Source organism: [Roseibacterium] beibuensis, from assembly GCF_039542305.1.
In the GTDB taxonomy this organism is placed as follows: Bacteria; Pseudomonadota; Alphaproteobacteria; order Rhodobacterales; family Rhodobacteraceae; genus Roseibacterium; species Roseibacterium beibuensis.
The window spans coordinates 1,014,434-1,041,433 of the sequence record NZ_BAABHW010000001.1; the positions used below are offsets into that span (position 1 = coordinate 1,014,434).

Below are 27,000 nucleotides of genomic sequence, written 5' to 3' on the forward strand. Positions count from 1 at the left end.
GAGGGTCGCATCCGTTTCGCGTGTCAGGCCGGGGTGTCGCGCCACCAGCGGGCCAGCGCGTCATAGGACGCTTTCGGGGTTCTTGCCAAGCTGTCGAAGTCGACATGGATCAGGCCGAAGCGTTTCTCGTAGCCGAGCGACCATTCGTAATTGTCCATCAGCGACCACACGAAATAGCCCGCCACGGGCGCCCCCGCGTCCACGGCCTGTCGGACCGCGTGAAGATGGGCGTTGAGGTAGTCGATGCGCGCGCTGTCGGGTTGGTCCGGCGTGTCCGCGTTGGCCATGCCGTTTTCGGTGACGTAGATCGGCAGATCGCCGGAGTAGTCGCGGGCATTGCGGATCAGGAAATCGCGCAATCCATCTGGATAGATCTCCCACCCCATCTGGGTCAGGGGCAGAAGCGGCCCGGCCGGTTCGTAATTCGGCCAAGCCCCGTCCTTGTGGCGAATGCGCTGGCGTGTGTAATAGTTCACGCCCAACCAGTCGAGCGGCTGCCCGATCAAGGAAAAATCGTCCTGCCAGCCGTCGGGCAGATGCGGCTCCAACCCTTCCAGCACCTCCGCCGGGTATTGCCCCTTGAACAGCCCGCCAAGGAAGAACCGGTTGTAGATCGCGTCGTAGCGGCGGGCGGCGGCCTGATCCTCGGGCGCGTCGCTGGCGGGTTCGGCCCATTCGAAATTGCAGACCGCGCCAAGATTTTTCATGCCCAGCCCCCGCATCACCTCGATGGACCGGCCGTGGCTTTTCAGGATGTGATGCATGGCGCGCGCCGTCGCCCGGATATCGCGCAGGCCCGGCGCGTGGGCGCCATCGAAATGCGACAGCCAGCCGACGCACCACGGCTCGTTGATGGGGGCGGCGGACCACACGCGATCGCCGATGCGGCGCATGACGGTTTCGGTGAACTCGGCGAACCATTCGGGCATGTCCGCATTGCGCCAGCCGCCCCTGTCGGCCAGCGGCTGCGGCAACTCCCAATGGTAGAGCGTCGCGGCGGGCTTGATCCCGCGCGCCAGCATCCCGTCCACAAGCCGGTCATAGAAATCCAGCCCCTCGACATTGGGCTGACCGACCCCGTCGGGCAGCACCCGCGCCCAGGAGGTCGAGAAGCGATACACCTCGGCCCCAAGCCCCGCGATCAGGTCGAGGTCCTCTTCCCAACGGTGATAATGATCGCAGGCCAGCGCGCCGTCCTCTGCCCGGACGACATTGCCGGGCGTCGCGGCGAAACTGTCCCAGTGGCAGGGACCGGCGCCGCCGAATTGGCGTCCTTCGATCTGGTAGGCCGAGGTGGCCACCCCGAAGAGGAAGCCGTCGGGGAAATCGCTGCGGGTGTGATCCATCTTAGGTCCTTCAGGTTGCGGGGGCGGGCCCGGTCGAGCGGCCAACCGTCAGTTCGGTTTCCCACAGCTCTTGCAGGGGGGGCTGGTCGGGCTCGCGGATCAGGGCGATCAGCATCTCGGCACAGCGCCGCCCCGCCGCCCGGATGGGCGAGCGTGTCGCGGTGAACGGCGGCCCCTGCGGCGAGGTCAGCGCGTCGTTGCCGAGGTAGGAGAGCGCATCGTCGTGGCAGATCACCGAAACGTCCCGTCCCAGCGTCAGACCGGCCTCGGCGATGGCGCGCCGCGCGCCCATGGCGGGAATGATCGACGAACACAGGATCGCGGTCGGGGCCGGGTCCATCGCCAGCATCGCATGGGTGGTCGTGTAGCCATATTGCTCGGTCATCACGCCCTGGTGCATCCACTCGTGCCGCGGGGACAGGCCGCGGTCCTGTAACGCGTCTTCCACGCCCTTGCGGCGCCGCGCGGCGAAATCGAGGGTTTCCTGCCCATTGATCAGGGCGATCCGGCGGTGGCCGAGATCCAGCAAGAAGTCGGTGGCGCGGCGGAAGGCCCGGATATTGGCCACGTCGAACCAGCTATAGGTCGTGTACTCGCCCGTGCGGCCATGGACGAGGAAGGGTATCTTCAACTCCTGCAACAGCGGGATGCGATCGTCCACGATGCGGGGGGATTGCACCATCACCCCATCCACCGATCCGGTGGCCGCGAGGTTGCGATAGGTGGTGGCCGTTTCCTCTGCGCCCACCATCGACAAGAGCAGGTCATAGCCCTCCCGGGCATAGATCTCGCCCGCGCCGGCCAGGAAATCCGCGAAGATCGGGTTTACTGTTTCTTCCCGCCCGGTCAGCGGCACGACATGCCCGATGGTCATTGCGCGTCCCGTGGCAAGGCGCCGGGCGCGGGCATTGGGCGTGTAATTGGCGGCCTTGGCCGCGGCAAGAACGCGCGCACGGGTTTCTTCCCGAACCTCGGGGTAGCCGTTCAGCGCCCGGCTGACCGTTGTCATGGACAGGCCGAGCGAGTCGGCCAACTGCCTGAGATTCATGGCGAATGCGTTTCCAAAGCGCTTCGGATTTTCACGGCACGCTATCGGGCCGGCATGGGAGATGTCAAAGCATTCCACCAAGTCCCGCCATGCTGCACCTGCGAAAGAACTCCCTAATTTCCGCGTGTTGCCATTCGCACATTGACAGACTCGGAGTGTTCCGAAAGGGTGGCCGCAACCCAAAGCGCTTTGGAGGGGCGGGCGGGTTACTGCTGCATGCACCTATCCAGATCGCTTGGGAAAAAGTGACAACCGGGTCTTGGCCCGGTGCAATTCCTGGGAGGTATTCCATGATGAAGACCCGTCTTTTCACAAGCGCAGCCATTCTTGCGCTGTCGGCCGGTGGTGCACTGGCCGAGGCCCATGGCGGCCTGATGTTCCCGGTGGGCGAGGGCGCCTTCAACTGGGACAGCTACGAGGCCTTTGCCGAAGGCCATGACTATTCCGGGGAAACACTGACCATCACCGGGCCTTGGACCGGCGCGGACGCGGAACTGGTCAACTCGGTTCTCGCCTACTTCTCCGCGGCCACCGGCGCCGAGGTTCAGTATTCCGGTTCGGACAGCTTCGAACAGGATATCGTCATCGCGGCCCAGGCCGACTCGGCCCCCAACATCGCCGTGTTCCCGCAGCCGGGCCTCGCCTCGGACATGGCCGCGCGCGGCTTCCTGACCCCGCTGGCGGATGGCACCGCGGATTGGGTGACGGAAAACTACGCCGCCGGTCAGTCCTGGGTCGATCTCGGCTCCTATGCCGGGCCCGACGGGGAGGAGGCGCTTTACGGCTTCTTCTACAAGGTCGATCTGAAATCGCTGGTCTGGTACAGCCCCGAGCAGTTCGACGAGGCAGGCTATGACGTGCCGGAAACGATGGAAGACCTGCGCGCGCTGACCGAACAGATCGTCGAGGATGGCGAGACGCCCTGGTGCATCGGCCTGGGCTCGGGCGCGGCAACCGGCTGGCCGGCGACGGACTGGGTCGAGGACATGATGCTGCGCACCCAGCCGCCCGAGGTCTATGACCAGTGGGTCGCCAACGAGATGCCGTTCAACGACCCGGCCGTGGTCGGCGCGATCGAGGAATTCGGCTGGTTCGCCCGCAATGACGATTTCGTCAACGGCGGGGCCGAGGCCGTGGCCTCGACCGACTTCCGCGACAGCCCGGCGGGCCTCTTCACCTTCCCGCCGGAATGCTACATGCACCGCCAGGCGTCGTTCATCCCGACCTTCTTCCCGGAGGATGCGGATAGCGATTTCTTCTACTTCCCGGCCTATGCCGAAGGGGATCTCGGCAGCCCCGTCCTCGGTGCGGGGACGCTCTTTGCGATCACCGATGATGCGCCGGTGGCCCATGGCCTGATCGAGTTCCTGCAAACGCCCATCGCGCATGAGGTGTGGATGGCGCAGTCGGGCTTCCTGACCCCCTATGGCGGGGTGAACCCCGACGTGTTCGCCAGCGACGACCTGCGCAACATGAACGAGATCCTGCTGAACGCCACCACCTTCCGCTTCGACGCCTCGGACCTGATGCCGGGTGAGATCGGCGCGGGCGCGTTCTGGACCGGCATGGTCGATTACGTCACCGGCGAAGAGGCCGAGGCGGTCGCCACCTCGATCCAGGAGCGGTGGGAAACGCTCAACTGAGGCACATGCCTCGGTAAGACCTGACAACCGCCCGGTCCGCCCCTCGGCGGGCCGGGCACGCAGCCAGAGCCGAGCCAAATCGGCCAGCGTCCGGCCCGGAGCCCCGGGTCGTTTTGCGAAGGGAGGGCACGCCATTGTCGCCGATCATCCAGGGCATCATCACCATCATCATCGGGGTGGGCGGATGCGTGGCCTATTTCTACTTCGCCAATCTCGTCCTCGATAAGGTCATCTTCCCCGCACGCGGCGAGAAGGCGGGGCGCAACATCAACCGCGCCAATGCCGTGCGGCCGTGGATCTTCCTGTTTCCGGCGATGTTCGCGCTGGGGCTCTACCTCGTCTATCCGGTGGTGGGCAGCTTCATGCGCTCGCTCTACAACCGCGCGGGCGACGAGTTCATCGGCTTTGGCAATTACGCCCAACTGCTCGCCTCCGAGGATTTCCGGGTCGCCTTTTTCAACAATATTCTGTGGGTGATTTTCGTGCCCGCCGCCGCGACCTTCCTCGGGCTGTTGTCGGCGCAACTGACCGACCGTCTGAAATGGGGCAACATCGCGAAATCGCTGATCTTCATGCCGATGGCGATCAGCTTCGTGGGCGCGTCGCTGATCTGGAAATTCGTCTACGCGCAAGACCCCGATATCGGGATCATCAACGCGATCCGGGCGGCCCTTGGCGCCGATCCGCTGGACCCGCTGCAGATCCCGTTCTGGAACAACTTCTTCCTGATGGTGATCCTGATCTGGATCCAGACCGGCTTTGCCATGGTGATCCTGTCGGCCGCGCTGCGCGGCATCCCCGAGGAAACGGTCGAGGCCGCGATCATCGACGGGGCCAACCCGTTCCAGATCTTCTTCAAGATCAAGGTGCCGCAGATCAAGTCGACCATCATGGTGGTCTGGACCACGATCACGGTGCTTGTGCTCAAGGTGTTCGACATCGTCTACACGATGACCGGCGGCAATTTCGATACCGAGATCCTGCCCAGCTACATGATGGATTTCATGTTCCGCGACGACGGGCTGGCGACGGCGGTGGCCTTCGTCATCATGGTCACCGTTCTGCCGGTGATGATCTGGAACATCCGCCAGTCGCGCGCCGAGATGCGCTGAGCCGGGGAGGGGAGAGACATGGACAATATCGCCGGCAAGAAACCCGCGCTCGTTTGGGCCACGAACCTTTCGGTCCTGCTGCTGGTGCTGCTGTGGCTGATCCCGACCGTGGGCCTGTTCGTGTCGTCCTTCCGCGACCGCGACCAGATCTCGGCCTCGGGATGGTGGGTGGCGCCGTTCTCGGTGGAGTTGACCTACCGCACCCGCGCCGATGCCGAGCCGCGCCAGGAGGGCGATCTGTGGATCTACGAGGGCAATATCTTCGAAACGGCGGAGGTACGCGAGAGCTTCGAAAGCGGCGAAAGCAGCATCGCGGCCTTCGGTCTGCGCGGGCGTGAGCCGGGCGCGTTCGAGGCCGGCGCAGAGGTCGAGAACCGCGATGGTGGCACGATCACGGTGAATGCCGACGGCTCCTACGTCTACACCGCGACCGAACCCGATGAACGCGGCCCGCGCGTCTATTTCGTGGCCGACACGCCGCCCGATTTCACGCTCGACAATTACCGAACGGTGCTGACCGCCGACAACATGGATCGCGCCTTTATCAACACGCTGACGGTGACGATTCCGGCCACGATCATCCCGATCCTGATCGCGGCCTTCGCCGCCTACGCGCTGGCCTGGATGGAGTTTCCGGGCCGGGCGCTTTTGATCGCGGCGGTGGTGGGGCTGTTGGTGGTGCCCCTGCAACTGGCGCTGGTGCCGCTTCTGAACCTGCACAACACGATCGGAATCGGGCAAAGCTTTCTCGGGATCTGGCTGGCGCATACCGGCTTCGGCCTGCCGCTCGCCGTTTACCTGCTCAGGAACTACATGGCCGGCCTGCCGCGCGACATCATCGAAAGCGCCAAGGTCGACGGCGCGACGGATTTCCAGATTTTCGTGCGGATCATCCTGCCGCTGAGCTTTCCGGCGCTTGCGTCTTTCGCCATTTTCCAGTTCCTGTGGACGTGGAATGACCTGTTGGTGGCCAAGGTGTTTCTGCCTTCGGCCGGGGAGGCTCAGGTCATGACCGTGAAAATCGCCGATGATCTGTTGGGCAGTCGAGGGGGGGACTGGGGCATTCTTGCCACGGCTGCCTTCGTGTCCATCGCGGTGCCGCTTCTGGTGTTCTTCACCATGCAGCGTTACCTCGTGCGCGGCCTGCTCGCAGGGTCGGTGAAGTAAGAGAATAAAGGACGACCGGGCCCATGAACCTGATGCAGGACCTCCCGCAAGAGCAGATCATCGCCACCGACAAGGATTGGTGGCGCGGTGCCGTGATCTATCAAATCTATCCCCGCAGCTTCCAGGACTCGAACCATGACGGGATCGGGGACCTCGCGGGGATCATTCACCGGCTTCAGCACGTGGCCGAACTGGGCGTCGATGCGATCTGGATCAGCCCGTTCTTCCGCTCGCCCATGCTCGATTTCGGCTATGATGTCAGCGACTACCGCGATGTCGACCCGATGTTCGGCACGCTTGGCGATTTCGACGCGCTGGTGACGCGGGCGCATGAGTTGGGCTTGAAGGTGCTGATCGACCTCGTGCTGTCGCACAGCTCGAACCAGCACCCGTGGTTCCACGAAAGCCAGTCCAGCCGCGACAATCCCAAGGCCGACTGGTATGTCTGGGCCGATGCCAAGCCCGATGGCAGCCCGCCCAACAACTGGCTGTCGATCTTCGGCGGTTCTGCCTGGGAATGGTCGGGCGACCGGATGCAGTACTACCTGCACAATTTCCTGAAAGAGCAGCCGGACCTGAACCTGCACAACCCGCAGGTGCAGGAAGAATTGCTGAGCATCGTGCGCTTCTGGCTGGATCGCGGGGTGGATGGCTTCCGCCTCGACACGATCAATTTCTACTTCCACGACCAGCAATTGCGCGACAACCCCGCGCTCGACCCGGCGCGGCGCAACGCCACCATCGCGCCCGAAGTGAACCCCTATAACTGGCAGGAGCACCTTTACGACAAGAACCAGCCCGAGAACCTGGACTTCCTGCGCCGCTTCCGCGCGTTGCTCGATGAATACCCGGCCGCGACCAGCGTCGGCGAGGTGGGCGACGCGCAATACGGCATGCAGATCCAGGCGGAATATACCGGCGGCGGCGACAAGGTGCATATGGCCTACTCGTTCGACTTCCTGGCCGCGATCCCGCCGACGGCCGAGCGCGTGGGCGAGGTCATCACCGAGTACGAGAAGACGATCGGGGATGGCTGGGCGTGCTGGGCGTTCTCGAACCATGACGTGGTGCGCCACGCCAGCCGCTGGAACCTCGGCGAAGAGGCGCGTCGCCTTTACGCAGCGCTTCTGCTCAGCCTGCGCGGGTCGGTCTGCCTCTACCAGGGTGAGGAACTGGGCCTGACCGAGGCCTATGTCTCCTACGAGGATTTGCAGGACCCGTACGGCATCCGCTTCTGGCCCAAGTTCAAGGGCCGCGATGGATGCCGCACCCCGATCCCGTGGATTTCGGACAACCAGAATGGCGGGTTCTCGGACGCAAAGCCGTGGTTGCCGGTGGCGGTCGAGCATCTTCAACGCTCGGTCAGCGATCAGCAGTCCAAGACGGACAGCACACTGGCCTTCTACCAGGCGATGGTCGCGTTCCGGCACGGCTACCCGGCGCTGGCCAAGGGCAGCATGGAGTTGATCCGCGCCGCGGACGGGGTCGTGGCCTTCATCCGCGAATACGACGGGCAGCGCCTGTTCTGCGCCTTCAACCTGACCAATGCGGGCCAGCCGGTCGCTTTGCCCCAGGGCAACTGGCGGCAGGATCTGGGCGTGCCCTTCACCGCCGTCATGCGCGAGGAGGAGGTGACCTTGCCGCCCTACCAGGCGTTTTTCGGCGTGAAGGATGACGAGGCTAGGATCGAGGCCTGACGATTTGGCCGCGCGTCGCCCGGGGGAGCGGGCCGGCGCGCGCATCACAGTTCCGGAGGGAGACGGGGAGAATGGCAGACCTAAAGCTCAAGGATGTCGAGAAGACCTATGGCGGCACCGTGCAGGTGCTGCGCGACATCGACCTCGAGATCGAGACGGGCGAGTTGATCGTTTTCGTTGGCCCCTCGGGCTGCGGGAAATCCACGCTTCTGCGGATGATCGCGGGGCTGGAAAAGATCACCGGCGGGACGCTGGAGATCGACGGCATGGTGGTCAACGACGTGCCCCCGTCCGAGCGCGGCATCGCCATGGTGTTCCAATCCTACGCGCTTTATCCGCACATGACGGTCTACGATAACATGGCCTTCGCCCTGAAGATCGCGGGCAAGTCGAAGGCCGAGATCGACGCGGCCGTGCGCGCCGCCGCCGACAAGCTGCAACTGACCAATTTCCTCGATCGCCTGCCCAAGGCGCTGTCGGGCGGTCAGCGCCAGCGGGTCGCCATCGGGCGGTCCATCGTGCGCGACCCCAAGGTTTACCTGTTCGACGAGCCGCTGTCGAACCTCGACGCGGCGCTGCGCGTCGCCACGCGGATCGAGATCGCGCAGCTGAAAGAACAGATGCCCGACTCGACGATGATCTACGTCACCCATGACCAGGTCGAGGCGATGACGCTGGCCAGCCGCATCGTCGTGCTGGCAGGCGGCGGGATCGCGCAGGTGGGCAGCCCGCTGGATCTGTACGAGAAACCCAATTCCACCTTCGTCGCGCAATTCATCGGCAGCCCGGCAATGAACCTTCTGGGCGGGCGGATCGTGGGGACGGGGGATCAGACCACCCTGCAACTGGACGAAGGCGCGGGCACGATCACCTCGCATTACCCCTCGCGTCCCGAGGACGAGGGCGCCGAGGTCAAGGTCGGAATCCGTCCCGAAGACATGATCGCCACCGATGGGGCCGAGTATGCCTATTCCGGCAAGGTCGACATCACTGAGGCGCTTGGCGAGGTCACGCTGCTTTATTTCGAGAAATCCGCGCCCGATCATGACCCGGTGATCGCCAAGCTGACGGGCATCCACAAGGACAAGCGCGGGCAAGAGGTGCACCTGACCGCCAAACCGGAAAAGGTGCATGTCTTCAGGGATGGCATCTCGCTCCTGCATCGCGACGAGGACGTCTTCCTGCCGGGCGTTCAGCCGCACTAGGCGGGTTGGCCGTTCCCGTGTTATGCGGCGCCATGCGCGCGCTTCTTCTCGCCCTGCGAAGCCTGATCGGTGCGGTCGTGGTCGCAGGCCTGACGGCCTGCGGCGCGCCGCCTATTCCCGATCTGCCCGCACGCGGCCCCGAGCCGGTTGCGGCCCTGGTCGAGGGATGTTGCCGGGCGGACGAGACCTATCCCGACTGGGTGATCCGGATCGCCGACGCCAATGTCGAAATGCTGCGTGACTTCGGGCAGATCCAGTTGCGACCGGGACGGATGACGCGTCAGGTCGAGGCGACGGGGATCATCCTCGAGGCGTTGCAGCCCTTGGACGTGATCTTCGTGCATTCCGAAAACCGCATGTCGGGGCATCTGATCCCGGGGCAATTCACCCATGGCGCCATCCATATCGGCACCGAGGCGCAATTGCGCGCGGCGGGTCTTTGGCACATGCCGGAGCTTGCGCCGTATCACGATCAGATCCGTGAGGGTCGCATCTTTCTCGAAGCGGTGGATGGCGGCGTGCGGCTTGCCCCGCCCGAGATCGTGCTGGACACAGACGCGGTCGTGCTGCTGCGGCCCGAGGGTCAGAACCGCGCCGCGATCCTGCGCCGGGGCCTGGCCCGCATGGGCGTGCCCTTCGATATGCGCTTCGACTCGGCCGACCCGTCGCAGCTGTTCTGCGCCGAGTTGATCTCGCTGATGTACCCGGCGGCCGACCTGCCGCGCAGCACGGCCTATGGGCGCGAAACCATCCTGATCGATGCGATCGTTGCCAGCGCCCTGACCGGGGATATTCCCTTTGGCCTGGTCGGCTATGTCGAGGCGACGCCGGGTGGCGGGTCGCGGGCCCTGTCGGCGCGCGATCTTGCGTGGCGTTTGCGGTAGGCCTGGGCGGGCGTGGGAAATTGACGCCGCCGCCCCGACGCTGTTAATTGAACAAGTGTTCATTAAGCGGCGGAGGAGCGCGACATGGAACTCTCAACGGTCAAGGCCATCGTGACAGGCGGGGCGCGCGGCTTGGGCGGTGCAACGGTGCGGCATCTGGCCGAACAAGGCGCCAAGGTTGCGATTTTCGATATCGGGGGCGATGCGGGGGCTGCGCTGGCGGGCGAGGTGCCGGGCGTCTCATTTCACGAGGTCGACGTGACCTCGGAAGAGGCCGTGACCAAGGGCATTGCCGCCGCGAAAGAGGCCATGGGCGGTCTCAATGCCGTTGTGAACTGCGCGGGCATCGTGACCGGGGCCAAGACCGTCGGAAAATCCGGCCCGTTCGACCTCTCGGCGTTCCAGCGGACCATCGACATCAACCTTGTCGGCTCCTTCAACGTCGCGCGGCTGGCTGCCGCCGAGATGGCCGGGAACGCGCCGAACGAAGACGGCGAACGCGGCGTGATCGTCAACACGGCCTCCATCGCGGCCTTCGAGGGGCAGAAAGGGCAGGCGGCCTATACCGCCTCGAAGGCCGGGATCGCCGGCATGACCCTGCCCATCGCGCGCGACCTTGCCAGCCTTGGCATCCGCTGCAACGCCATCGCGCCGGGCCTGTTCCTGACGCCGATGCTGGAAAGCCTGGGCGAGGAGATGATGGCCGAACTGGCGCGCGACGTGGTCTTTCCCAAGCGCCTTGGCAAGCCCGAGGAATTCGCGCGGCTTGCCGCCTTCCTGATCGCGTCGCCCTATTTGAATGGCGAGACCATCCGCATCGACGGGGGGCTTCGCTTGCCGGCCTGAACGCGCCCCGCGATTCGGGGGTGGAATTGTTAGCGCTAACGGATTATCTCTCCCGGTGACACCGACTGGAGGGAAGCGTCATGCCACTCGACGACCGGATCGCAGCCGTCACCGACCGTATCATCGACCGCTCGCGCGGGCCGCGCGGCACCTATCTCGACCGGATGCGCAAACTGGCCGAGGACGGGCCGCGCCGTGCGCATCTGACCTGCGGCAACCAGGCCCATGCCTATGCCGCGATGGGCGGCGACAAGGACGCGCTGGTCGAAGGCCGCACGCCGAATATCGGGATCGTCACCGCCTATAACGACATGCTCTCGGCGCATCAGCCGTTCGAGACCTTCCCCGCCCGGATCAAGGAGGCCGCGCGCCGCGCCGGCGCCACCGCGCAGGTCGCGGGCGGCGTGCCCGCCATGTGCGACGGCGTCACTCAAGGGCAGGTGGGCATGGAGTTGAGCCTGTTTTCACGCGACGTGATCGCGCTGGCGACCGGCGTGGCATTGTCCCACAACACCTTCGACTCGGTCCTTTACCTCGGGGTCTGCGACAAGATCGTGCCGGGGCTGATCATCGCGGCGGCGACCTTTGGCTATCTTCCCGGCATCTTCGTGCCCGCCGGTCCCATGACCAGCGGCCTGCCGAATGACGAGAAATCCCGCATCCGCCAGCTATTCGCCACCGGAGAGGTGGGGCGCGACAAGCTGATGGAGGCCGAGATGGCCTCGTATCACGGGCCGGGCACCTGCACCTTCTACGGCACGGCGAACTCGAACCAGATGCTGATGGAGTTCATGGGGCTGCACCTGCCCGGGGCCAGCTTCGTGAACCCGAACACCGATCTGCGCGACAAGCTGACCGAGGCCGCCGCCGAGCGGGCCGCCTCGATCACCGGGCTGGGCAATGCCTATACGCCGGTTTGCGATATCCTAGATGAAAAGGCCTTCGTGAACGGGATCGTGGGGCTGATGGCCACGGGCGGGTCGACGAACCTCGTCCTGCACCTTGTCGCCATGGCGCGGGCGGCGGGCGTGATCCTCGATCCGGCCGATTTCTCGGACATTTCCTCCGCCACGCCGCTGATGGCGCGGGTCTATCCCAATGGCTTGGCCGACGTGAACCATTTCCACGCGGCGGGCGGGTTGCAATACATGATCGCCGAACTGCTGGAGGCGGGCCTTCTGCATGACGACACGCTGACCGTCGCGGGGAAGGGTCTGGGCCTTTACACGCAAGAGCCGAAGCTGAAGGACGGCGCCTTGTTCTGGGAGGATGGCGCGCGCAAAAGCCTGAACGACAAGATCCTGCGTCCCGCACGCGACCCGTTCCAGGCGACGGGTGGGTTGGTCGAGCTCTCGGGCAATCTCGGGCGCGGGGTGATGAAGGCCTCCGCCGTTGCGCCGGAGCGTCACGTGATCGAGGCGCCCGCGGCCATCTTCCATGACCAGGAGGATGTGAAGGCCGCCTTCCGCGCCGGGGGGTTGAACCGCGACGTGGTCGTTGTCGTCCGCTTCCAGGGGCCGAAATCGAACGGGATGCCGGAGCTTCACGCGCTGACGCCGGTGCTGGCCGTGTTGCAGGACAGGGGCCACAAGGTGGCACTGGTCACCGACGGGCGCATGTCGGGGGCCTCGGGCAAGGTGCCCGCCGCGATCCATGTCGCGCCCGAAGCCCTGGATGGCGGGATGATCGGCAAGCTGGCCGATGGCGACCTGATCCGGGTCGATGCGACCAAGGGCACGCTCGAGGTGCTGACCGAGGGCGTTGCAGATCGCCCCTCGGCCCAGCCCGACCTGTCGGCCAATGCCCATGGCGTCGGTCGCGAGCTGTTCGAAATGTTCCGTCAAACCGCTGGCCCCGCAACCGAAGGCGCGGGCGTTGTGATATGATCCACCCAGAGTTCTTGCTGCCAACCCGATGACCGCATCAGGAGACACGAGATGACCCCCGCCGACCAGTCCCGCATCGCGCGCGACATCGCCCATCTTGCCCCGATCATCCCGGTCCTGGTAATCGAAGACGCAAGCCACGCCCGCCCCCTGGCGGAGGCCCTCGTGGCGGGCGGTCTGCCCGCGCTGGAGGTGACCTTGCGCACGCCCGCCGCGCTCGATGCGATCCGCGCGATGGCGGATGTGCCGGGCGGCGTGGTCGGCGCGGGCACCTTGCTGACGCCCGAGGACGTGCGCAACGCCAAGGCGGCGGGGGCGAAATTCGGCGTCTCGCCCGGTGCAACGGATCGACTGATCGAGGCGTGCATCGCCGAGGACCTGCCGCTGTTGCCCGGTGCCGCGACGGCAAGCGAGGTCATGGCGCTGTTCGAGCGCGGCTATGACATGCTCAAGTTTTTCCCGGCGGAAGCGGCGGGCGGTGCGCCCGCGCTCAAGTCCATCGGCGGCCCGATCCCGCAAGTCGCCTTCTGTCCGACCGGCGGCGTTTCCATCGCCAATGCGGGCGACTACCTGTCCCTGCCCAACGTCCTGTGTGCCGGTGGCTCCTGGGTGGCGCCCAAGGAAGCTGTTGCGGAGGGGAACTGGGACCTCATCAAGCGGCTGGCGCATGAGGCCGCCGCACTGGCCTGAACCGGGATTTGTTCCCTGCCTACGCCGGAAAATTTCGCTGACCTTGCGTCACGTGGCGGGATGATGCCGGGGAAATTTTGCCTTTCCAGCAAAGAGTTGCCGAACACGCAGCCGTGATTGGCATCTTTTGCAGCCATGCCCATATCGCGTGATGCATCCTGCGCCGCCACCCCGGCAGCGCACGGACCGTTCGAGCAAATGAAAGGACGAAACAATGAAATTCGCACTTCCCGCAGGCATCGCCGCGCTGAGCCTCGTCGCCCTCCCGGCGCTGGCGGGTGGCCTGGCCGAACCCGCCCCTGAGCCCGCCTATGTGCCGACTCCGGCCCCGGCGCCGGTCAGCGCCGATTGGACTGGCTTCTACGCCGGTGGTCAGCTGGAATACGGCATGGCCGATGCCGAGGGCGCTGGCCTCGACGAGGAAGAGAACGGCATGCTTGGCGGTGTCTTCGCGGGCTACCGCTATGACTTCGGCAGCTACGTTCTCGGCGCCGAGCTTGACGTGAACGCCGCCGATATCGACATCGACAATGTCGGTACGCTCGAGTCCGTCTATCGCCTCGGTGTCGAGGCCGGCTACGATGCAGGCCCCGCGCTGATCTACGCGACCGCCGGTGCGGCCTATGCCTCCATCGACGCGCTCGGCGGCGGCACCCTTGAGGATGACGGTTACTACTACGGCGTCGGCATGGACTACGCCGTGACCGATACCGTCACCGTCGGTGCCGAGCTGCTTCGCCACGAGTTCGAAGATTTCGACGGGACGGGCATTGACGCCGGTGCCACCACCTTCGGCATCAACGCGGCCCTGCGCTTCTGATCTCACGCAAGCCGTTTTGAAGCAGGTCCGCCCTCGCACAGCGGGGGCGGACCTATTTTATGAGGGATCAGTCCCAGGCGGTCTGCTCGGCGGCGGTGAATTGCACCTCCACGGCCTTCTGCGGCTACGACTCCCTCCGGGTTGTTGCAGATCGTCCCACCGGCTACAGCCGGCATGCGATCACGCCGCGCAGGCCCGCGCCGTTGCGAATTGAAACAGCCGGTCCAGCGCCTCGGCAAAGCGGTCATCGGGCAGGGTCAGGGCCACGCGCACATGGCCCGCCGCTGCCGTCCCGAAGCTTTCTCCGGGCATCACGGCGACACGGCATTCATCCAGCAGGGCGTCCGCGAAGGCCGCGCCGCTTAGGCCCGTGCGGCGCACGTCCAGCATGACATACATCGCCCCGCTCGGCGGGACGGCGGAGAGCACCTGCTGCCGGTCCAAGCGCTCCAACACCATCTGGCGCCGCCGCAGGAAGGGCGCGGCGACGGCGGCCTCTGCCTCGGGCCCGCGCGTCAGGGCGAACAGGCCCGCCTCCTGGATGTAGCCGGGCACGCCATAGGTGGTGTGGGTCGCCAGCGTGATCAGCCGCTCAATCACCTCGGCCGGGGCGGCAATCCAGCCAAGGCGCGAGCCGGTCATGGCGTGGCTCTTGGAAAGCGATCCGACGGTCAGCGTGCGGTCTGCCATGCCCGGCAGGGCGGCGAAGGGAACATGGCGCCCCTCCCAGACCTGGCTGTCATAGACCTCGTCCGAGATCACCCAGAGGTCATGGGCCTCGGCCACGCGTGCGATGCCGCGCAGCGTTTCCATCCCATAGACCGCGCCCGTGGGATTGTTCGGCGAGTTGATGAGCAGGCTTTTCGCGCCGGGCGCGGCGGCGGTCAGGGCGGCTTCCTCGGGTTGGAACCCGGCTTCGGGGCGGGTGGCGACCGGCACCGGGATCGCCCCGACGGCACGGATCGTTCCGGGATAGGTGGCGTAGTAGGGATCGATCAGCAAAGCCCGGTCGCCGGGATCGCAGGCCGCGTGATGCGCCGCGAAAAGGCCCGCCTGACCGCCCGGCGTGATCAGGATGTTCTCGATGTCATAAGGATGGCCGGTGGCGGCACTCATCCGCTCGGCCACGGCACGGCGCAGGGACGGGATCCCCGGCACCATGGCATAGCCGGTATGGCCCGCCGTCGCGGCGCGGTGCATTTCATCGAGGATCGCCTGATCGGTGCCGATGTCATGCTCACCGATGGTGAGTTCCAGAACCGGCTGGCCCGCAGCCTTCATCGCGCGGGCGCGGTAGAACAGCGACCAGCCATCGTCACCCGAGCCGGTCAGCCCGGAAATCTGAAGGGACGGACGGGGCATGGCGATCTCCGCAAACAAGGACAGGCGCGCGGACCTAGCCACGGAGACAGGACGGGGGCAACCCCGCTCAGGCGCGGTTGCCGTCGAAAAGGACCAGCCGGTAACTGAGTTCCAGATGCGCGCGCAGTTCGTCGGGATGAGTCTCCCACGGCAAAAGGACCCAGCCGCCTTCGTCTTCCAGGAAATGCGGCGCGGCGCGTCCTTGCTCGACCATCCGAGTCGTGGCCTTGGCGTCCATCATCCGCAGGGAAAGGCCATGACCGCCGATCGAATAGGCCGCGAACATGTGGCCTTCGACCTTCCAGACAACGGTGCCCGGGCCAAAGGGTTCGGTCCGCTCCGCGCCAGGCAGACGCTGACAATGAGTGTCGACGAAACGTTCGCGCATGAGGGGAAAATAACGGGGATCGAAACGGATTTACACCCATTCCTTGCGGATTTCGAAAAACCCGGTATGCATGCCGATCATGAACCTGACCGCCGCAATTCGCGAGATCTGTATTCCCCGCTGACGTCGTCGGCGGGTCGGTCACATCATGGTTCCAATGCCATCTTGAACCTGCTACGCCCGCCGGCGCATGACGCTGATGGTTTCGCGCGCATGACAAGAAAGGCCCCAGACATGGTCGAGATCCGGCTGCGAAATTCCAGGACCCGCAAGGTCGAGACATTCACCCCGATCGACCCCGAGAACGTGCGGATCTATGTCTGCGGCCCGACCGTGTACGAGCGCGCGCATCTGGGCAACGCGCGCCCCGCCGTGGTCTTCGACGTGCTTTTTCGCCTGATGCGCCATGTCTACGGCCCGGATCACGTCACCTATGTGCGCAACTTCACCGACGTGGATGACAAGATCAACGCGCGCGCCGCCGAGACGGGCCGCCCGATCTCCGAGATCACCGAGGAAACCATCGGCTGGTACCTGTCGGACATGGGCGCGCTCGGCGTGCTTGAGCCGACGAAGATGCCGCGTGCGACCCAGTATATCGCCCAGATGATCGAGATGATCGAGGGCCTGATCGACAGCGGCCATGCCTATGCCGCCGATGGGCATGTGCTCTTCTCGGTGGCGAGCTACCCGGATTATGGCAAGCTCTCGGGCCGCTCGGTCGAGGACATGATCGCCGGTGCCCGGGTCGAGGTTGCCCCGTACAAACGCGACCCGATGGATTTCGTGCTGTGGAAACCCTCCACCGACGATCTGCCGGGCTGGGACAGCCCGTGGGGACGTGGGCGGCCCGGCTGGCATATCGAATGCTCGGCCATGAGCTACGAGCTTTTGGGGGAAAGCTTTGACATCCATGGCGGCGGCAACGACCTGATGTTCCCGCACCACGAGAACGAGATCGCGCAAAGCTGCTGCGCCCATCCCGAGGGCGGCTTCGCCAATGTCTGGATGCATAACGAGATGCTGCAGGTCGAAGGCAAGAAGATGTCCAAGTCCCTGGGCAACTTCTTCACCGTGCACGAATTGCTGGAACAGGGCGTGCCGGGCGAGGTAATCCGCTTCGTGTTCCTGTCCACGCATTATTCCAAGCCGATGGATTGGACGGCGAAGAAAGCGGAGGAGGCGGAGAAGACGCTGCGCAAGTGGCACGCGATGACACAGGGCGTTGTGCCTGCCTACGCACCCTCAGCAGAGATTATTCAAGCGCTTGCAAACGATTTGAACACGCACGGCGCAATAACAGTCCTGCACACTTGGGCTAATTCGGGAAAAGCGGAGCAGCTCAAGGCGGATGCAATGCTGATCGGGTTGTTGACCGTGGAACTCTCGAACTGGGATTGGCGTTCTGCCACAGCCTTTCCAGGATCGGGAGTGGTTCGCGTCCAAGGTTATGCACCGTCTGTGCAGACTACTAACTCATCAAGCGCCGATCCACTTCAGAAGCTTGCAAACGATCTCGCATCACGGCGCGCCGACGCAATGAAAACGAAGGACTTCTCCGAAGTGGACCGTCTCAAGGCGGCGCTGGTCGCTGCGGGGGTCGAGGTGCGCATGTCGAAGGACGGGGTCGAGCTGGTCCCCGGACCGGGCTTCGACGCGGCCAAGCTGGAGGGCGTGCTGTGAACGGAAGGGCATGCCGTAGGGCGGGACCTGTTCCGCCGCGCCGGGGGATGGCGGGACACGTCCCGCCCTGCGGAGGGTCGCGCTGATGGATCGCCTCTACCTCTATGACACGACGCTGCGCGATGGGCAGCAGACCCAGGGCGTCCAGTTCTCCACCCCCGAGAAACAGCGCATTGCCGGGGCGCTGGATGCGCTCGGGCTGGACTATATCGAGGGCGGATGGCCCGGGGCCAACCCCACCGACAGCGCCTTTTTCGAGGCCGCGCCGAAAACCCGCGCCACGCTCACCGCTTTCGGCATGACCAAGCGCGCCGGGCGCTCGGCCGCGAATGACGACGTGCTGGCGGCGGTGATGAACGCGGGCACGGGCTCGGTCTGCCTTGTGGGCAAGGCGCATGATTTCCACGTCACCGAGGCGCTTGGCATCACGCTGGGCGAGAACCTCGAAAACATCCGCGCCTCGGTCGCTCATCTGGTGGCCCAAGGGCGCGAGGCGCTGTTCGATGCCGAGCATTTCTTCGACGGCTACAAGGCGAACCCCGATTACGCGCTGTCCTGTTGCCGCGCCGCGCTGGAGGCGGGCGCGCGCTGGATCGTGCTGTGCGATACCAATGGCGGCACGCTGCCGGGCGAGATCGGGCGCATCGTGGCCGAGGTGATCGATGCGGGCATTCCGGGCGATCGGCTGGGCATCCACACCCATAACGACACGGAAACCGCCGTGGCGGGCAGCCTTGCAGCGGTCGAGGCCGGGGCACGGCAGATCCAGGGCACGCTGAACGGTCTGGGTGAACGCTGCGGCAATGCGAACCTTACGACGCTGATCCCGACGCTGCTGCTGAAAGAGCCGTGGGCCAGCCGGTTCGAAACCGGGATCACGCAAGATGCGCTGAAGGATCTGACCCGCCTCAGCCGCATGCTCGACGACATCCTGAACCGGGTGCCGACACGGCAGGCGCCCTATGTCGGGTCGTCGGCCTTTGCGCATAAGGCGGGGCTGCATGCCAGCGCCATCGTCAAGAACCCCTCGACCTACGAGCATATCGACCCCGCCCTGGTCGGGAACGCGCGCATCATCCCGATGTCGAACCAGGCCGGCCAGTCGAACCTGCGCCGCCGCCTGTCCGAAGCCGGGATCGAGGTGGACAAGGGCCACCCCGCGCTGGCCGAGATCCTGACCGAGATCAAGGCGCGCGAGGACGAGGGCTATTCCTACGACACCGCGCAGGCGAGTTTCGAGCTGCTGGCGCGCCGCGCGCTCGGGATCATGCCGCGCTTCTTCGAGGTCAAGCGCTACCGCGTGACGGTTGAACGCCGGAAGAACAAGTATGACCAGATGGTCAGCCTGTCCGAGGCGGTTGTCGTGGTGAAGATCGGCGATCAGAAGATGTTGTCGGTCTCGGAATCCATGGACGAAAGCGGCAGCGACCGCGGCCCGGTGAACGCGCTGGCCAAGGCGCTCGGCAAGGACCTGGGGCCGTATCAAGGCTATATCGACGATATCCGGCTGGTCGACTTCAAGGTGCGCATCACCCAGGGCGGGACCGAGGCCGTCACCCGCGTCGTCATCGACAGCGAGGACGCGACCGGGCGGCGCTGGTCCACCGTGGGTGTCAGCGCCAATATCGTCGACGCCTCGTTCGAGGCGCTGCTGGATGCGATCCTGTGGAAGCTCGTGCGCGACGGGGCGCCGGCCTCATGAGGCCGGACGGGGTTGCGGCCTGTGCCGCGCTGGTCGAACGGGGCGACCCCGACCGCTTCCGCGCCGCCATGGCCGCGCCGGTGCCTGCGCGCGCGATCCTGTTCCCGCTCTATGCGTTCAACATCGAGGTCAGCCGCGCCCCCTGGGTGACGGAAGAGACCATGATCGCCGAGATGCGCCTGCAATTCTGGCGCGACGTGGCCGAGGAGATCGCGCAGGGCGCGGCACCGCGCGCGCATGAGGTCGCCGCCCCGTTGTCGGAGGCCGTGCGCCCCGAGGATGCGCCGCTGCTCGACCGTCTGGTCGCGGCGCGCCGCTGGGACATCTACCGCGACGCCTTCGAGGATGCGGCGCATTTCGAGGACTATCTCGATGCGACCGGCGCAAACCTCGCCTGGGTGGCCGCCCGCGCCCTTGGGGCTGGTCCCGGGGCGGAACAGGCCGTGCGCGACCATGCCTGGGCCGCCGCGCTGGCGAATTTCCTGCGCGCCGTGCCGGAACTGGAACGGCGGGGCCGGGTGCCGCTGGTCGATGGACGGCCCGAGGCGGTGCGGGACCTGGCGCAGCGTGGGTTGGAGCGGCTGGCCGCGGCCCGCGCGCGGCGGCGTGCGGTGCCCAAGGCGGCTGCGCCCGCGCTTTATGCCGGGTGGCAGGCCGACCCGATCCTGCGGCAGGCGGTGGCCGAGCCGACCCGTGTGGCCGAGGGCCGGTTGGGCATGGGCGAAGCGGCCTCGCGCTTTCGGCTGGCCCGCGTCGCCTTGACCGGGCGCTGGTAGCCGCCCCTTACGCGTAGAGGTCCTTGGGACGCATCGCGAGCCAGATCAGCGCCCCGCCCGCCAGCGCGAGGAAGGGCACCATGGCGATATTGACCGCCGTCCAGCCCGCTTGCGTATCCGCGCCCGAACTCATCAAAAAGCCCGAGGCCAGCGAGGCGATGGTGACGCAGCCGAAGACGAGGAAATCGTTCATGCCCTGCACGCGCCCGCGCTCATGCGGTTCATGCGCCTGGGTCAGCATGGCCGTCGCGCCGATGAAGCCGAAATTCCACCCCACGCCCAGCAGCACCAGCGCGCCGAAGAACTGGTAAAGCTCCACCCCCGTCAGGGCGACGCCCCCGGCAAGGGCCAGCAGGAACAACCCCAGCGCGACGATCCGCATCGCCCCGAACCGCGCGATCAGGTGGCCGGTCACGAAGGACGGGGCGAACATGGCCACGACATGGGCCGAGACGACATCCGCCGCCGATCCGGTCGTGAACCCGCAGCCCACCACGGCCAATGGCGTCGAGGTCATCATCAGGTTCATCAGCGCGTAGGAGACCATGCCGCAGATGATCGCGACGGAAATGCGCGGATCCTTCAAAAGCTCCGCATGGGTGCGGCCGCGATTGGCCTTGGCCGCGGCGCGCGTGTGCGCGGTGGGTTTGGGCAGGTCGAGAAACAGGAACAGCGCCATCCCGACGAGGTTGATCAAGACGACGAAGGCATAGGTGCCCACGAAGGGGATCACCGTCGCGTCGGTGGTGAACTTGACCATCTGCGGCCCGATCAGGGCCGAGATCAGGCCGCCTGCCATGACGTAGGAAATTGCCTTGGGGCGGAATTTCTCCGACGCGGTGTCGGCCGCGGCGAAGCGGTAGAACCCCTGCGCCGACATGTAGATGCCGGTGATATAGGCGCCGACCAGGAACAGCGCGAAACTGTCGGTCCACAGCCCCCAGGCCGAGACGGCTGCCCCGGTTGCACCGCCCGCGGCCCCGATGAAAAAGCCCGCGCGCCGCCCGAAATGCTGCATCAGCGGCGAGAGCCAGAGCGCGGTTGTCATCGAGCCAAAGACGATCAGCGAGATCGGGATCGTGGCCAAGGCCGGGTTGGGCGCGATCATCAGCCCCGCAAGCCCGCCCACGGTGAAAATCATGGGCATCTGGCTGCCGAGGATGGCTTGTGCCATGACGAGGACGGCGACGTTGCGCTTGGCGCGGCGGTCGCCTTCGATCTCTTCCGGGGTCAGGGTGGCGTCGGTCATGGGGCGACGGGTATAGGATGGCGCGGGAACGGTCCAGAGGAACGTGACGTGGTCAACGGGTTTGAGGCCCGGCCAGCGAGGGGTTTTCCACCCCTCGCGCTCCCCGGAGAGTTTTTTGGCCAAGATGAAGGGGCAGGGGTGGTGCGACTTCCCGACAGGATCGAAACGGAGGCCGACCTTGCTGCCGGGGCCGTCGTACTGGTGGCGCTGGAGCCGCGCTTCGGCCCGGTTGTGGCGGCCGGACCCTTGCCCTTGCGGCGGCGGCAGGACGGGTTTGCCGCGTTGGCGCAGGCCATCGTGGGGCAACAGGTTTCGACCGCCAGCGCCGCGGCCATCTGGGGGCGGCTGGAGGCGGCGGGCCTGACGCAAGAGGGGGCCGTGCGTGCCGCGTCGGACGAGGCGTTGCGCGGCTGCGGCCTGAGTCGGCCAAAACTGCGCTACATCCGTGCCCTGGCCGGGGCGGGCGTCGATTGGGACGGCTTGCGCGCGGCAAAGACCGAGGAGGTGATCGAAACGCTGGTGGCCTTGCCCGGGATCGGGCGCTGGACGGCGGAGATTTACGCGAAGTTTGCGCTCGGCCACATGGATGTCTTCGCGGCGGGCGACCTGGCCTTGCAGGAGGCGGCAAAACGGCTGTTCGATCTGCCTGATCGCCCCTCGGAACGCAACCTGCGCGACATGGCCGAGGGCTGGGCACCCGTGCGCGCGGTTGCCGCCCGCGCGCTCTGGGTCTACTACCGCTGGGAAACCGATCGGGAGGGTGCCCTGTGACACGCGTATTGGAATATGGCCGCAAGCCCGCCGCCTCGGGGCAGGCGAAAAGCCTCGTGATCTTCCTGCATGGTTATGGCGCGGATGGGAAGGACCTTCTGGGGCTGGCCGATCCGCTGGCGCCGCATATGCCCGACACGGTCTTCGTCGCGCCCGATGCGCCGGAACGCTCGGTGATGAACCCGATGGGGTTCCAGTGGTTCCCGATCCCCTGGATCGACGGCTCCTCCGAGGAGCAGGCCGCCGAAGGCATGGCACGCGCGGTGGAGGATTTGAACGCGTTTCTCGACACGCTCATGGACGAGGAAGGCATCGCGCCCGAGCGGGTCGCGCTGGTGGGCTTTTCCCAGGGTACGATGATGAGCCTGCATGTCGCCCCGCGCCGGCCCGCGCGGTTCGCCGGTGTCGTCGGTTTTTCGGGCCGCTTGCTGGAGCCGGAGGCGTTGGCCGAGGAAACGGTCGTGCGCCCGCCGGTCCTGTTGATCCACGGCGACCAGGACGATGTCGTGCCGCCCCAATCGCTGCCCGAAGCTGCCGAGGCGTTGCAGAAAGCGGGCTGGGACGAGGTTTATGCCCATATCATGAAGGGCACGGCCCATGGCATCGCGCCCGACGGGTTGTCGGTTGCCCTGGCCTTCCTGCGCGAAAAGCTGGGCATCGACTAGATCCGCAGCGTTCCGTCTCTGCCTGAAAAACCGTCACGAAACTGTCAGGCTTGTGCGTTAAGCAGTCCGCGCCACACACAGCATCTAGTTTTGCTTGCCCGATGGTTAAGCCTAGATATAGTGGAGGCATAGCTGGGGCGGGTGCTCCCGCTCTGGTGCCAAAAAGACGGGCAGTCAGGGCGGAGGCGGAGTCACCCATGCAAGTTGCGGCCGATACCGAGTTCAGAACCCATTTCGTGCGGGAGCCGGGCGCGCTCAAGGATCATCCGGCCTTGGTGCTGAATGCCGATTACCGGCCCTTAAGCTACTATCCCCTGTCGCTCTGGCCATGGCAGGAGGCCGTCAAGGCGGTCTGGCTCGACCGGGTGCAGATCGTGGCCGAATACGACACGGTGGTGCGCTCGCCCTCGACGCAGATCCGAATACCCTCGGTCGTCGTTCTCAAGGATTTCATCAAACCGCAGAAGCGCGTGGCCTTCACGCGCTTCAATCTTTTTCTGAGGGACGAATTCTCCTGCCAGTATTGCGGCGCGAAAGGGGACCTGACCTTCGACCATGTCGTGCCACGGGCGCGGGGCGGCATCACCAGTTGGGAGAATGTCGTCGCGGCGTGTTCGAGGTGCAACCTGCGCAAGGGCTCCAAGAGCTTGCGCGAGTCGAGCATGGCGCTGCGCAAGGCGCCGCGTCAGCCGGGTGCCGAGGAATTGCGCAACATGGGCCGCAAGTTCCCGCCAAATCACCTGCATGAAAGCTGGCTCGATTTCCTCTACTGGGACGCCGAGTTGGAGGCGTGACACGGGGCCAAACGGGGGCTAGCGTGCCGCTGACCCCACCGCGAAAGGCCCTGACATGAGTGATATCGACTGGACCCCGATCTCTGGCGCCGTGTTGCCGCGTTATGCCGGCGTTCCCAGCTTCATGCGCCTGCCGCAGATCGCGCCGGACGATCCGCGCGCGCCCGAGGTCGAGATCGGCCTGATCGGGATGCCGTGGGACGGGGCCACGTCGAACCGCCCCGGCGCGCGCCACGGGCCGCGGGGCCTGCGCGATGCCTCGACCATGATCCGCGAGATGAACCGCTCGACCGGCCAGCTTCCGTTTTCGGCCGCGCGCTGCGCCGACATGGGCGATGTCGCGATGAGCCCGGTCGACCAGGACGAGGCACTGGAGGCCGCCGAGGCCACCGTCGCCTCGATGCTGTCCAACGATATCCGGCCCGTCATGGTGGGGGGCGACCACCTGTGCACCCTGACGGTGCTGCGGGCGCTGCGCAAGCATCGCGGCGAGGCGTTCGGCCTGATCTTGCTGGACAGTCATACCGACCTCTATCCGCCCTATTTCGGCGGCAAGACCCTGACCCATGGCAACCCGTTCCGGCAGGCCATCGAAGAAGGCTGCATCGACCCGCACCGCACCTTCATGGCGGGGATGCGCGGCACCTCCTACAACACGTCGGATTTCGATTACGGGCGCGAGAAGGGCGTGCATATCCTTCCCATCGAAACCTGCATGGAGCGCGGCTGGTCCTCGGTGATGGACGAGGCGCGCGCGGTCGCGGGCGGCGGACCGGTCTATGTCAGCTTCGACATCGATTTCATCGACCCGGCCTATGCGCCGGGGACCGGCACGCCCGAGGTCGGCGGCCCCACCAGTTTCGAGGCGATCCAATGCGTGCGCGCGCTGCGGGGGCTGGATATCATCGGCACCGATCTGGTCGAGGTGTCGCCGCCCTTCGATCCGTCCGGCAATACCTCGTGGCTGGGTGTGTCGGTGCTGTTTGAACTGATCTGCGCGATGCAACCATGACGCGCCCGCTTGCCCGGTTGAGGCCGTTTGCGCATCTGGTAGACTCCATCCGAAACGCGGTGTATCTCGGGGGAAATTGCGCCCGTTAGCGCTAACACGGCGAAGTTGGAGACACCCATGGTTTCGCGCGTCATCCCGGTCGATCCGTTCGACCTCGTGATTTTCGGCGGCACGGGCGACCTGGCCCGGCGCAAGATCCTGCCCGCGCTCTATCGGCGGTTCTGTGATGAGCAGATGCCCAGGGAAGCGCGCATCATCGGCGCGGCCCGGACCGAGCAATCTCCGCAAGAGTATCGCGACTGGGTCGCGGAGGGGCTGAAGGAATTCGCGCCGAGATCGGCGGCCGACCCCGACGCGATGGCCGGATTCCTCGACCGGGTGGATTACCTTCCCGTCGACGCCAAGGGCGAAGGCGGCTGGTCCGACCTGAAATCGAAGATGCGCGCCAATGTCGTGCAGGCCTTCTATTTCTCGGTCGCCCCGGCGCTGTTCGGGGATCTGGCCGAGCGATTGCACCATTACGGGATCGCGCATGAGGGGGCGCGGATCGTCGTCGAAAAACCCTTCGGGCGTGATCTGGGCACCGCGAGATCGCTCAATGCGACGCTGGCGGAACATTTCGACGAAAGCCAGATCTATCGGATCGACCATTACCTTGGGAAAGAGACGGTCCAGAACCTGATGGCGGTGCGTTTCGGCAATGTCCTGTTCGAGCCGCTGTGGAACGCGCAATACGTGGATCATGTCCAGATCACCGTGGCCGAATCCGTGGGCGTGGGCGGTCGCGGCTCCTATTACGACAAGTCGGGCGCGATGCGGGACATGGTGCAGAACCACCTGATGCAGCTGTTGTGCCTGACCGCGATGGAGCCGCCCAGCCGGTTCGAACCCGACGCGGTGCGGGACGAGAAACTCAAGGTGATCCGCGCCCTGCAATCGCCCCCGCTGAAGGATATCGTACGCGGGCAATACAAGGCGGGGGATAACCCGTCCTATCTCGACGATGTCGAGGAACCCGACAGCCGCACCGAAAGTTTCATCGCCATGAAGCTGCATATCGCGAACTGGCGCTGGAACGGCACGCCCTTTTACCTGCGCACCGGCAAACGGCTGAAGACCCGCAAATCCGAGATCGTCGTGCATTTCAAGGAACCGCCCCATTCCATCTTCGACGAGGATGCGGGCAGCCGGCCCAATATCCTGTCGATCCGCTTGCAGCCCGATGAAGGGATCGACCTGAGCGTCACCATCAAGGAACCGGGGCCGGGGGGCATGCGCCTGATCGACGTGCCGCTGGACATGAGCTTTGCCGATGCGCTGGGGCCCGAGGCGGCGGATGTGCCCGATGCCTATGAACGGCTCATCATGGACGTGATCCGGGGCAACCAGACGCTCTTCATGCGCGGCGACGAGGTCGAGGCCGCCTGGGCCTGGACCGATCCGCTGATCGAGGCGTGGACCGAGCGGGGCGACCGCCCCGTCCCCTACGAGCCGGGCAGCGCCGGGCCTGAGGACAGCGCCATCCTGATGCATCGCGACAGTCGCCGCTGGCGGGAGGTGGGATGATGTACGAGTTCATCTCCTATCCCGATCGCGAGGCGATGATGCTGGACCTCGCCGACCGCATCGCCGGCGAATTGTCCGAAACGCTGTTGCACGAGGATCGTGCAACCCTGTCGGTGCCGGGCGGCACCACGCCGGGGCCGGTTTTCGACGTGCTGTCGGAACTTGCGCTGGATTGGTCGCGCATCTCGGTGGTCTTGAACGATGAACGCTGGGTGGCCGAGGACAGCCCCCGCTCGAACACGGCGCTGCTGAAGAAAAGGCTTCTGACATCAAAGGCATCCGAGGCGACGTTGATCCCCCTCTACGCGCCGGCCGAGTGCCCGGAGGACGCGCTCGACGGGTTGGCAGAGGGGCTGAAGCCGCATCTGCCGATCTCGGTTCTGCTTTTGGGCATGGGCACGGACATGCACACGGCAAGCCTGTTTCCCGGCGCCGACAACCTCGCTGCCGCGCTGGATGACCGTGCGCCGCCCTTGATGGCGATGCGGGCCGAGGGCGCGGGCGAGCCGCGGATCACCCTGACCGCGCCGGTTCTCAAGGGGGCGATGCGCACGCATATCCTCATCACCGGCCCTGAAAAGCGCGAGGTGCTGGAAAACGCAGCGCATCTGCCCGTGCGGGAGGCACCGATCCGCGCGGTTCTGGGGCGCGCTGTCGTCCACTGGGCCGACTGACATCACTCATCCGG

Annotated in this window: 24 protein-coding genes; 19 read left to right on the forward strand and 5 right to left on the reverse strand. The window is 65.7% G+C overall.

Features of this window, described 5'->3' with window-relative positions; all coding sequences use genetic code 11:
- Positions 1 to 23: 23 nt before the first annotated feature.
- Together ABD923_RS05065 and ABD923_RS05070 are read right to left on the reverse strand one after the other, a co-directional pair.
- The gene (locus tag ABD923_RS05065; RefSeq protein ID WP_259546318.1) at positions 24 to 1,346 is read right to left on the reverse strand and encodes a GH1 family beta-glucosidase; all 1,323 of its coding nucleotides are present in this window, start codon (positions 1,344 to 1,346) and stop codon (positions 24 to 26) included.
- Between the two features lie 10 nt (positions 1,347 to 1,356).
- On the reverse strand, positions 1,357 to 2,394 hold the full coding sequence (locus ABD923_RS05070; protein ID WP_259546317.1) for a substrate-binding domain-containing protein: 1,038 nt from the start codon (positions 2,392 to 2,394) through the stop codon (positions 1,357 to 1,359).
- Positions 2,395 to 2,687: 293 nt separating this feature from the next.
- On the opposite strand from ABD923_RS05070, the gene ABD923_RS05075 reads away from it, so the two are divergent.
- The 10 genes from ABD923_RS05075 to ABD923_RS05120 all read left to right on the forward strand — a co-directional run bounded on the left by ABD923_RS05075 (position 2,688) and on the right by ABD923_RS05120 (position 14,344).
- A complete protein-coding gene (locus ABD923_RS05075; protein WP_259547413.1) occupies positions 2,688 to 4,037 on the forward strand; it encodes an ABC transporter substrate-binding protein in 1,350 nt (449 codons plus the stop codon).
- A gap of 134 nt (positions 4,038 to 4,171) precedes the next feature.
- Positions 4,172 to 5,149, forward strand: a complete 978-nt coding sequence (locus ABD923_RS05080) for a carbohydrate ABC transporter permease (protein ID WP_222187620.1) — start codon at positions 4,172 to 4,174, stop codon at positions 5,147 to 5,149.
- 18 nt (positions 5,150 to 5,167) lie between these two features.
- A complete protein-coding gene (locus ABD923_RS05085) occupies positions 5,168 to 6,316 on the forward strand; it encodes a carbohydrate ABC transporter permease (RefSeq protein WP_259546316.1) in 1,149 nt (382 codons plus the stop codon).
- Between the two features lie 23 nt (positions 6,317 to 6,339).
- Positions 6,340 to 8,013 (forward strand): alpha-glucosidase family protein, encoded by a 1,674-nt coding sequence (locus tag ABD923_RS05090; RefSeq protein ID WP_259546315.1) that lies wholly within the window; start codon positions 6,340 to 6,342, stop codon positions 8,011 to 8,013.
- A gap of 71 nt (positions 8,014 to 8,084) precedes the next feature.
- Complete coding sequence (locus ABD923_RS05095; RefSeq protein ID WP_259546314.1) at positions 8,085 to 9,218, forward strand: ABC transporter ATP-binding protein; 1,134 nt, start codon at positions 8,085 to 8,087, stop codon at positions 9,216 to 9,218.
- Positions 9,219 to 9,250: 32 nt separating this feature from the next.
- Entirely contained in the window at positions 9,251 to 10,102 is an 852-nt protein-coding gene (locus tag ABD923_RS05100) for a YiiX/YebB-like N1pC/P60 family cysteine hydrolase (RefSeq protein ID WP_259546311.1), read from the forward strand.
- Positions 10,103 to 10,186: 84 nt separating this feature from the next.
- Positions 10,187 to 10,948: an SDR family oxidoreductase gene (locus tag ABD923_RS05105; RefSeq protein ID WP_259546309.1), complete on the forward strand. Its 762-nt coding sequence runs from the start codon at positions 10,187 to 10,189 to the stop codon at positions 10,946 to 10,948.
- 80 nt (positions 10,949 to 11,028) lie between these two features.
- Positions 11,029 to 12,834 (forward strand): phosphogluconate dehydratase, encoded by a 1,806-nt coding sequence (gene edd, locus ABD923_RS05110; protein WP_259546307.1) that lies wholly within the window; start codon positions 11,029 to 11,031, stop codon positions 12,832 to 12,834.
- A 51-nt stretch (positions 12,835 to 12,885) separates the two neighbouring features.
- Positions 12,886 to 13,524, forward strand: a complete 639-nt coding sequence (gene eda / locus ABD923_RS05115) for a bifunctional 4-hydroxy-2-oxoglutarate aldolase/2-dehydro-3-deoxy-phosphogluconate aldolase (RefSeq protein WP_259546306.1) — start codon at positions 12,886 to 12,888, stop codon at positions 13,522 to 13,524.
- Positions 13,525 to 13,738: 214 nt separating this feature from the next.
- Positions 13,739 to 14,344, forward strand: coding sequence for an outer membrane protein (locus ABD923_RS05120; protein WP_259546304.1), 606 nt, complete (start codon positions 13,739 to 13,741; stop codon positions 14,342 to 14,344).
- Positions 14,345 to 14,524: 180 nt separating this feature from the next.
- Here the strand turns inward: ABD923_RS05120 and ABD923_RS05125 are convergent, their stop codons facing one another.
- Together ABD923_RS05125 and ABD923_RS05130 are read right to left on the reverse strand one after the other, a co-directional pair.
- On the reverse strand, positions 14,525 to 15,706 hold the full coding sequence (locus ABD923_RS05125) for a pyridoxal phosphate-dependent aminotransferase (RefSeq protein WP_259546302.1): 1,182 nt from the start codon (positions 15,704 to 15,706) through the stop codon (positions 14,525 to 14,527).
- Positions 15,707 to 15,773: 67 nt separating this feature from the next.
- The gene (locus ABD923_RS05130) at positions 15,774 to 16,094 is read right to left on the reverse strand and encodes an MmcQ/YjbR family DNA-binding protein (protein ID WP_259546300.1); all 321 of its coding nucleotides are present in this window, start codon (positions 16,092 to 16,094) and stop codon (positions 15,774 to 15,776) included.
- A gap of 234 nt (positions 16,095 to 16,328) precedes the next feature.
- On the opposite strand from ABD923_RS05130, the gene cysS reads away from it, so the two are divergent.
- The 3 genes from cysS to ABD923_RS05145 all read left to right on the forward strand — a co-directional run bounded on the left by cysS (position 16,329) and on the right by ABD923_RS05145 (position 20,255).
- A complete protein-coding gene (cysS, locus tag ABD923_RS05135) occupies positions 16,329 to 17,777 on the forward strand; it encodes a cysteine--tRNA ligase (RefSeq protein ID WP_259547411.1) in 1,449 nt (482 codons plus the stop codon).
- 85 nt (positions 17,778 to 17,862) lie between these two features.
- Complete coding sequence (gene cimA / locus ABD923_RS05140) at positions 17,863 to 19,479, forward strand: citramalate synthase (protein ID WP_259546299.1); 1,617 nt, start codon at positions 17,863 to 17,865, stop codon at positions 19,477 to 19,479.
- Positions 19,476 to 20,255, forward strand: coding sequence for a squalene/phytoene synthase family protein (locus ABD923_RS05145; protein ID WP_259546298.1), 780 nt, complete (start codon positions 19,476 to 19,478; stop codon positions 20,253 to 20,255). The genes cimA and ABD923_RS05145 overlap by 4 nt, the downstream gene beginning before the upstream one ends.
- A 7-nt stretch (positions 20,256 to 20,262) precedes the next feature.
- Here ABD923_RS05145 and ABD923_RS05150 read toward each other — a convergent pair whose 3' ends face one another.
- Positions 20,263 to 21,504, reverse strand: a complete 1,242-nt coding sequence (locus ABD923_RS05150) for an MFS transporter (protein ID WP_222187596.1) — start codon at positions 21,502 to 21,504, stop codon at positions 20,263 to 20,265.
- A gap of 141 nt (positions 21,505 to 21,645) precedes the next feature.
- Here ABD923_RS05150 and ABD923_RS05155 point away from each other — a divergent pair, with 141 nt between their 5' ends.
- The 6 genes from ABD923_RS05155 to pgl all read left to right on the forward strand — a co-directional run bounded on the left by ABD923_RS05155 (position 21,646) and on the right by pgl (position 26,986).
- Positions 21,646 to 22,275 carry a DNA-3-methyladenine glycosylase family protein gene (locus ABD923_RS05155; RefSeq protein WP_259546297.1) on the forward strand — a complete coding sequence of 210 codons (630 nt, stop codon included), beginning with the start codon at positions 21,646 to 21,648 and terminating at the stop codon, positions 22,273 to 22,275.
- On the forward strand, positions 22,272 to 22,940 hold the full coding sequence (locus tag ABD923_RS05160) for an alpha/beta hydrolase (RefSeq protein ID WP_259546296.1): 669 nt from the start codon (positions 22,272 to 22,274) through the stop codon (positions 22,938 to 22,940). Before ABD923_RS05155 ends, ABD923_RS05160 begins: the two co-directional genes overlap by 4 nt.
- A 197-nt stretch (positions 22,941 to 23,137) precedes the next feature.
- Entirely contained in the window at positions 23,138 to 23,734 is a 597-nt protein-coding gene (locus tag ABD923_RS05165) for an HNH endonuclease (protein WP_222187583.1), read from the forward strand.
- A gap of 55 nt (positions 23,735 to 23,789) precedes the next feature.
- Complete coding sequence (speB, locus tag ABD923_RS05170; RefSeq protein ID WP_259546295.1) at positions 23,790 to 24,746, forward strand: agmatinase; 957 nt, start codon at positions 23,790 to 23,792, stop codon at positions 24,744 to 24,746.
- A gap of 117 nt (positions 24,747 to 24,863) precedes the next feature.
- On the forward strand, positions 24,864 to 26,312 hold the full coding sequence (zwf, locus tag ABD923_RS05175; RefSeq protein ID WP_259546294.1) for a glucose-6-phosphate dehydrogenase: 1,449 nt from the start codon (positions 24,864 to 24,866) through the stop codon (positions 26,310 to 26,312).
- Complete coding sequence (gene pgl, locus ABD923_RS05180) at positions 26,312 to 26,986, forward strand: 6-phosphogluconolactonase (protein ID WP_259546293.1); 675 nt, start codon at positions 26,312 to 26,314, stop codon at positions 26,984 to 26,986. The genes zwf and pgl overlap by 1 nt, the downstream gene beginning before the upstream one ends.
- Positions 26,987 to 27,000 lie beyond the last annotated feature (14 nt).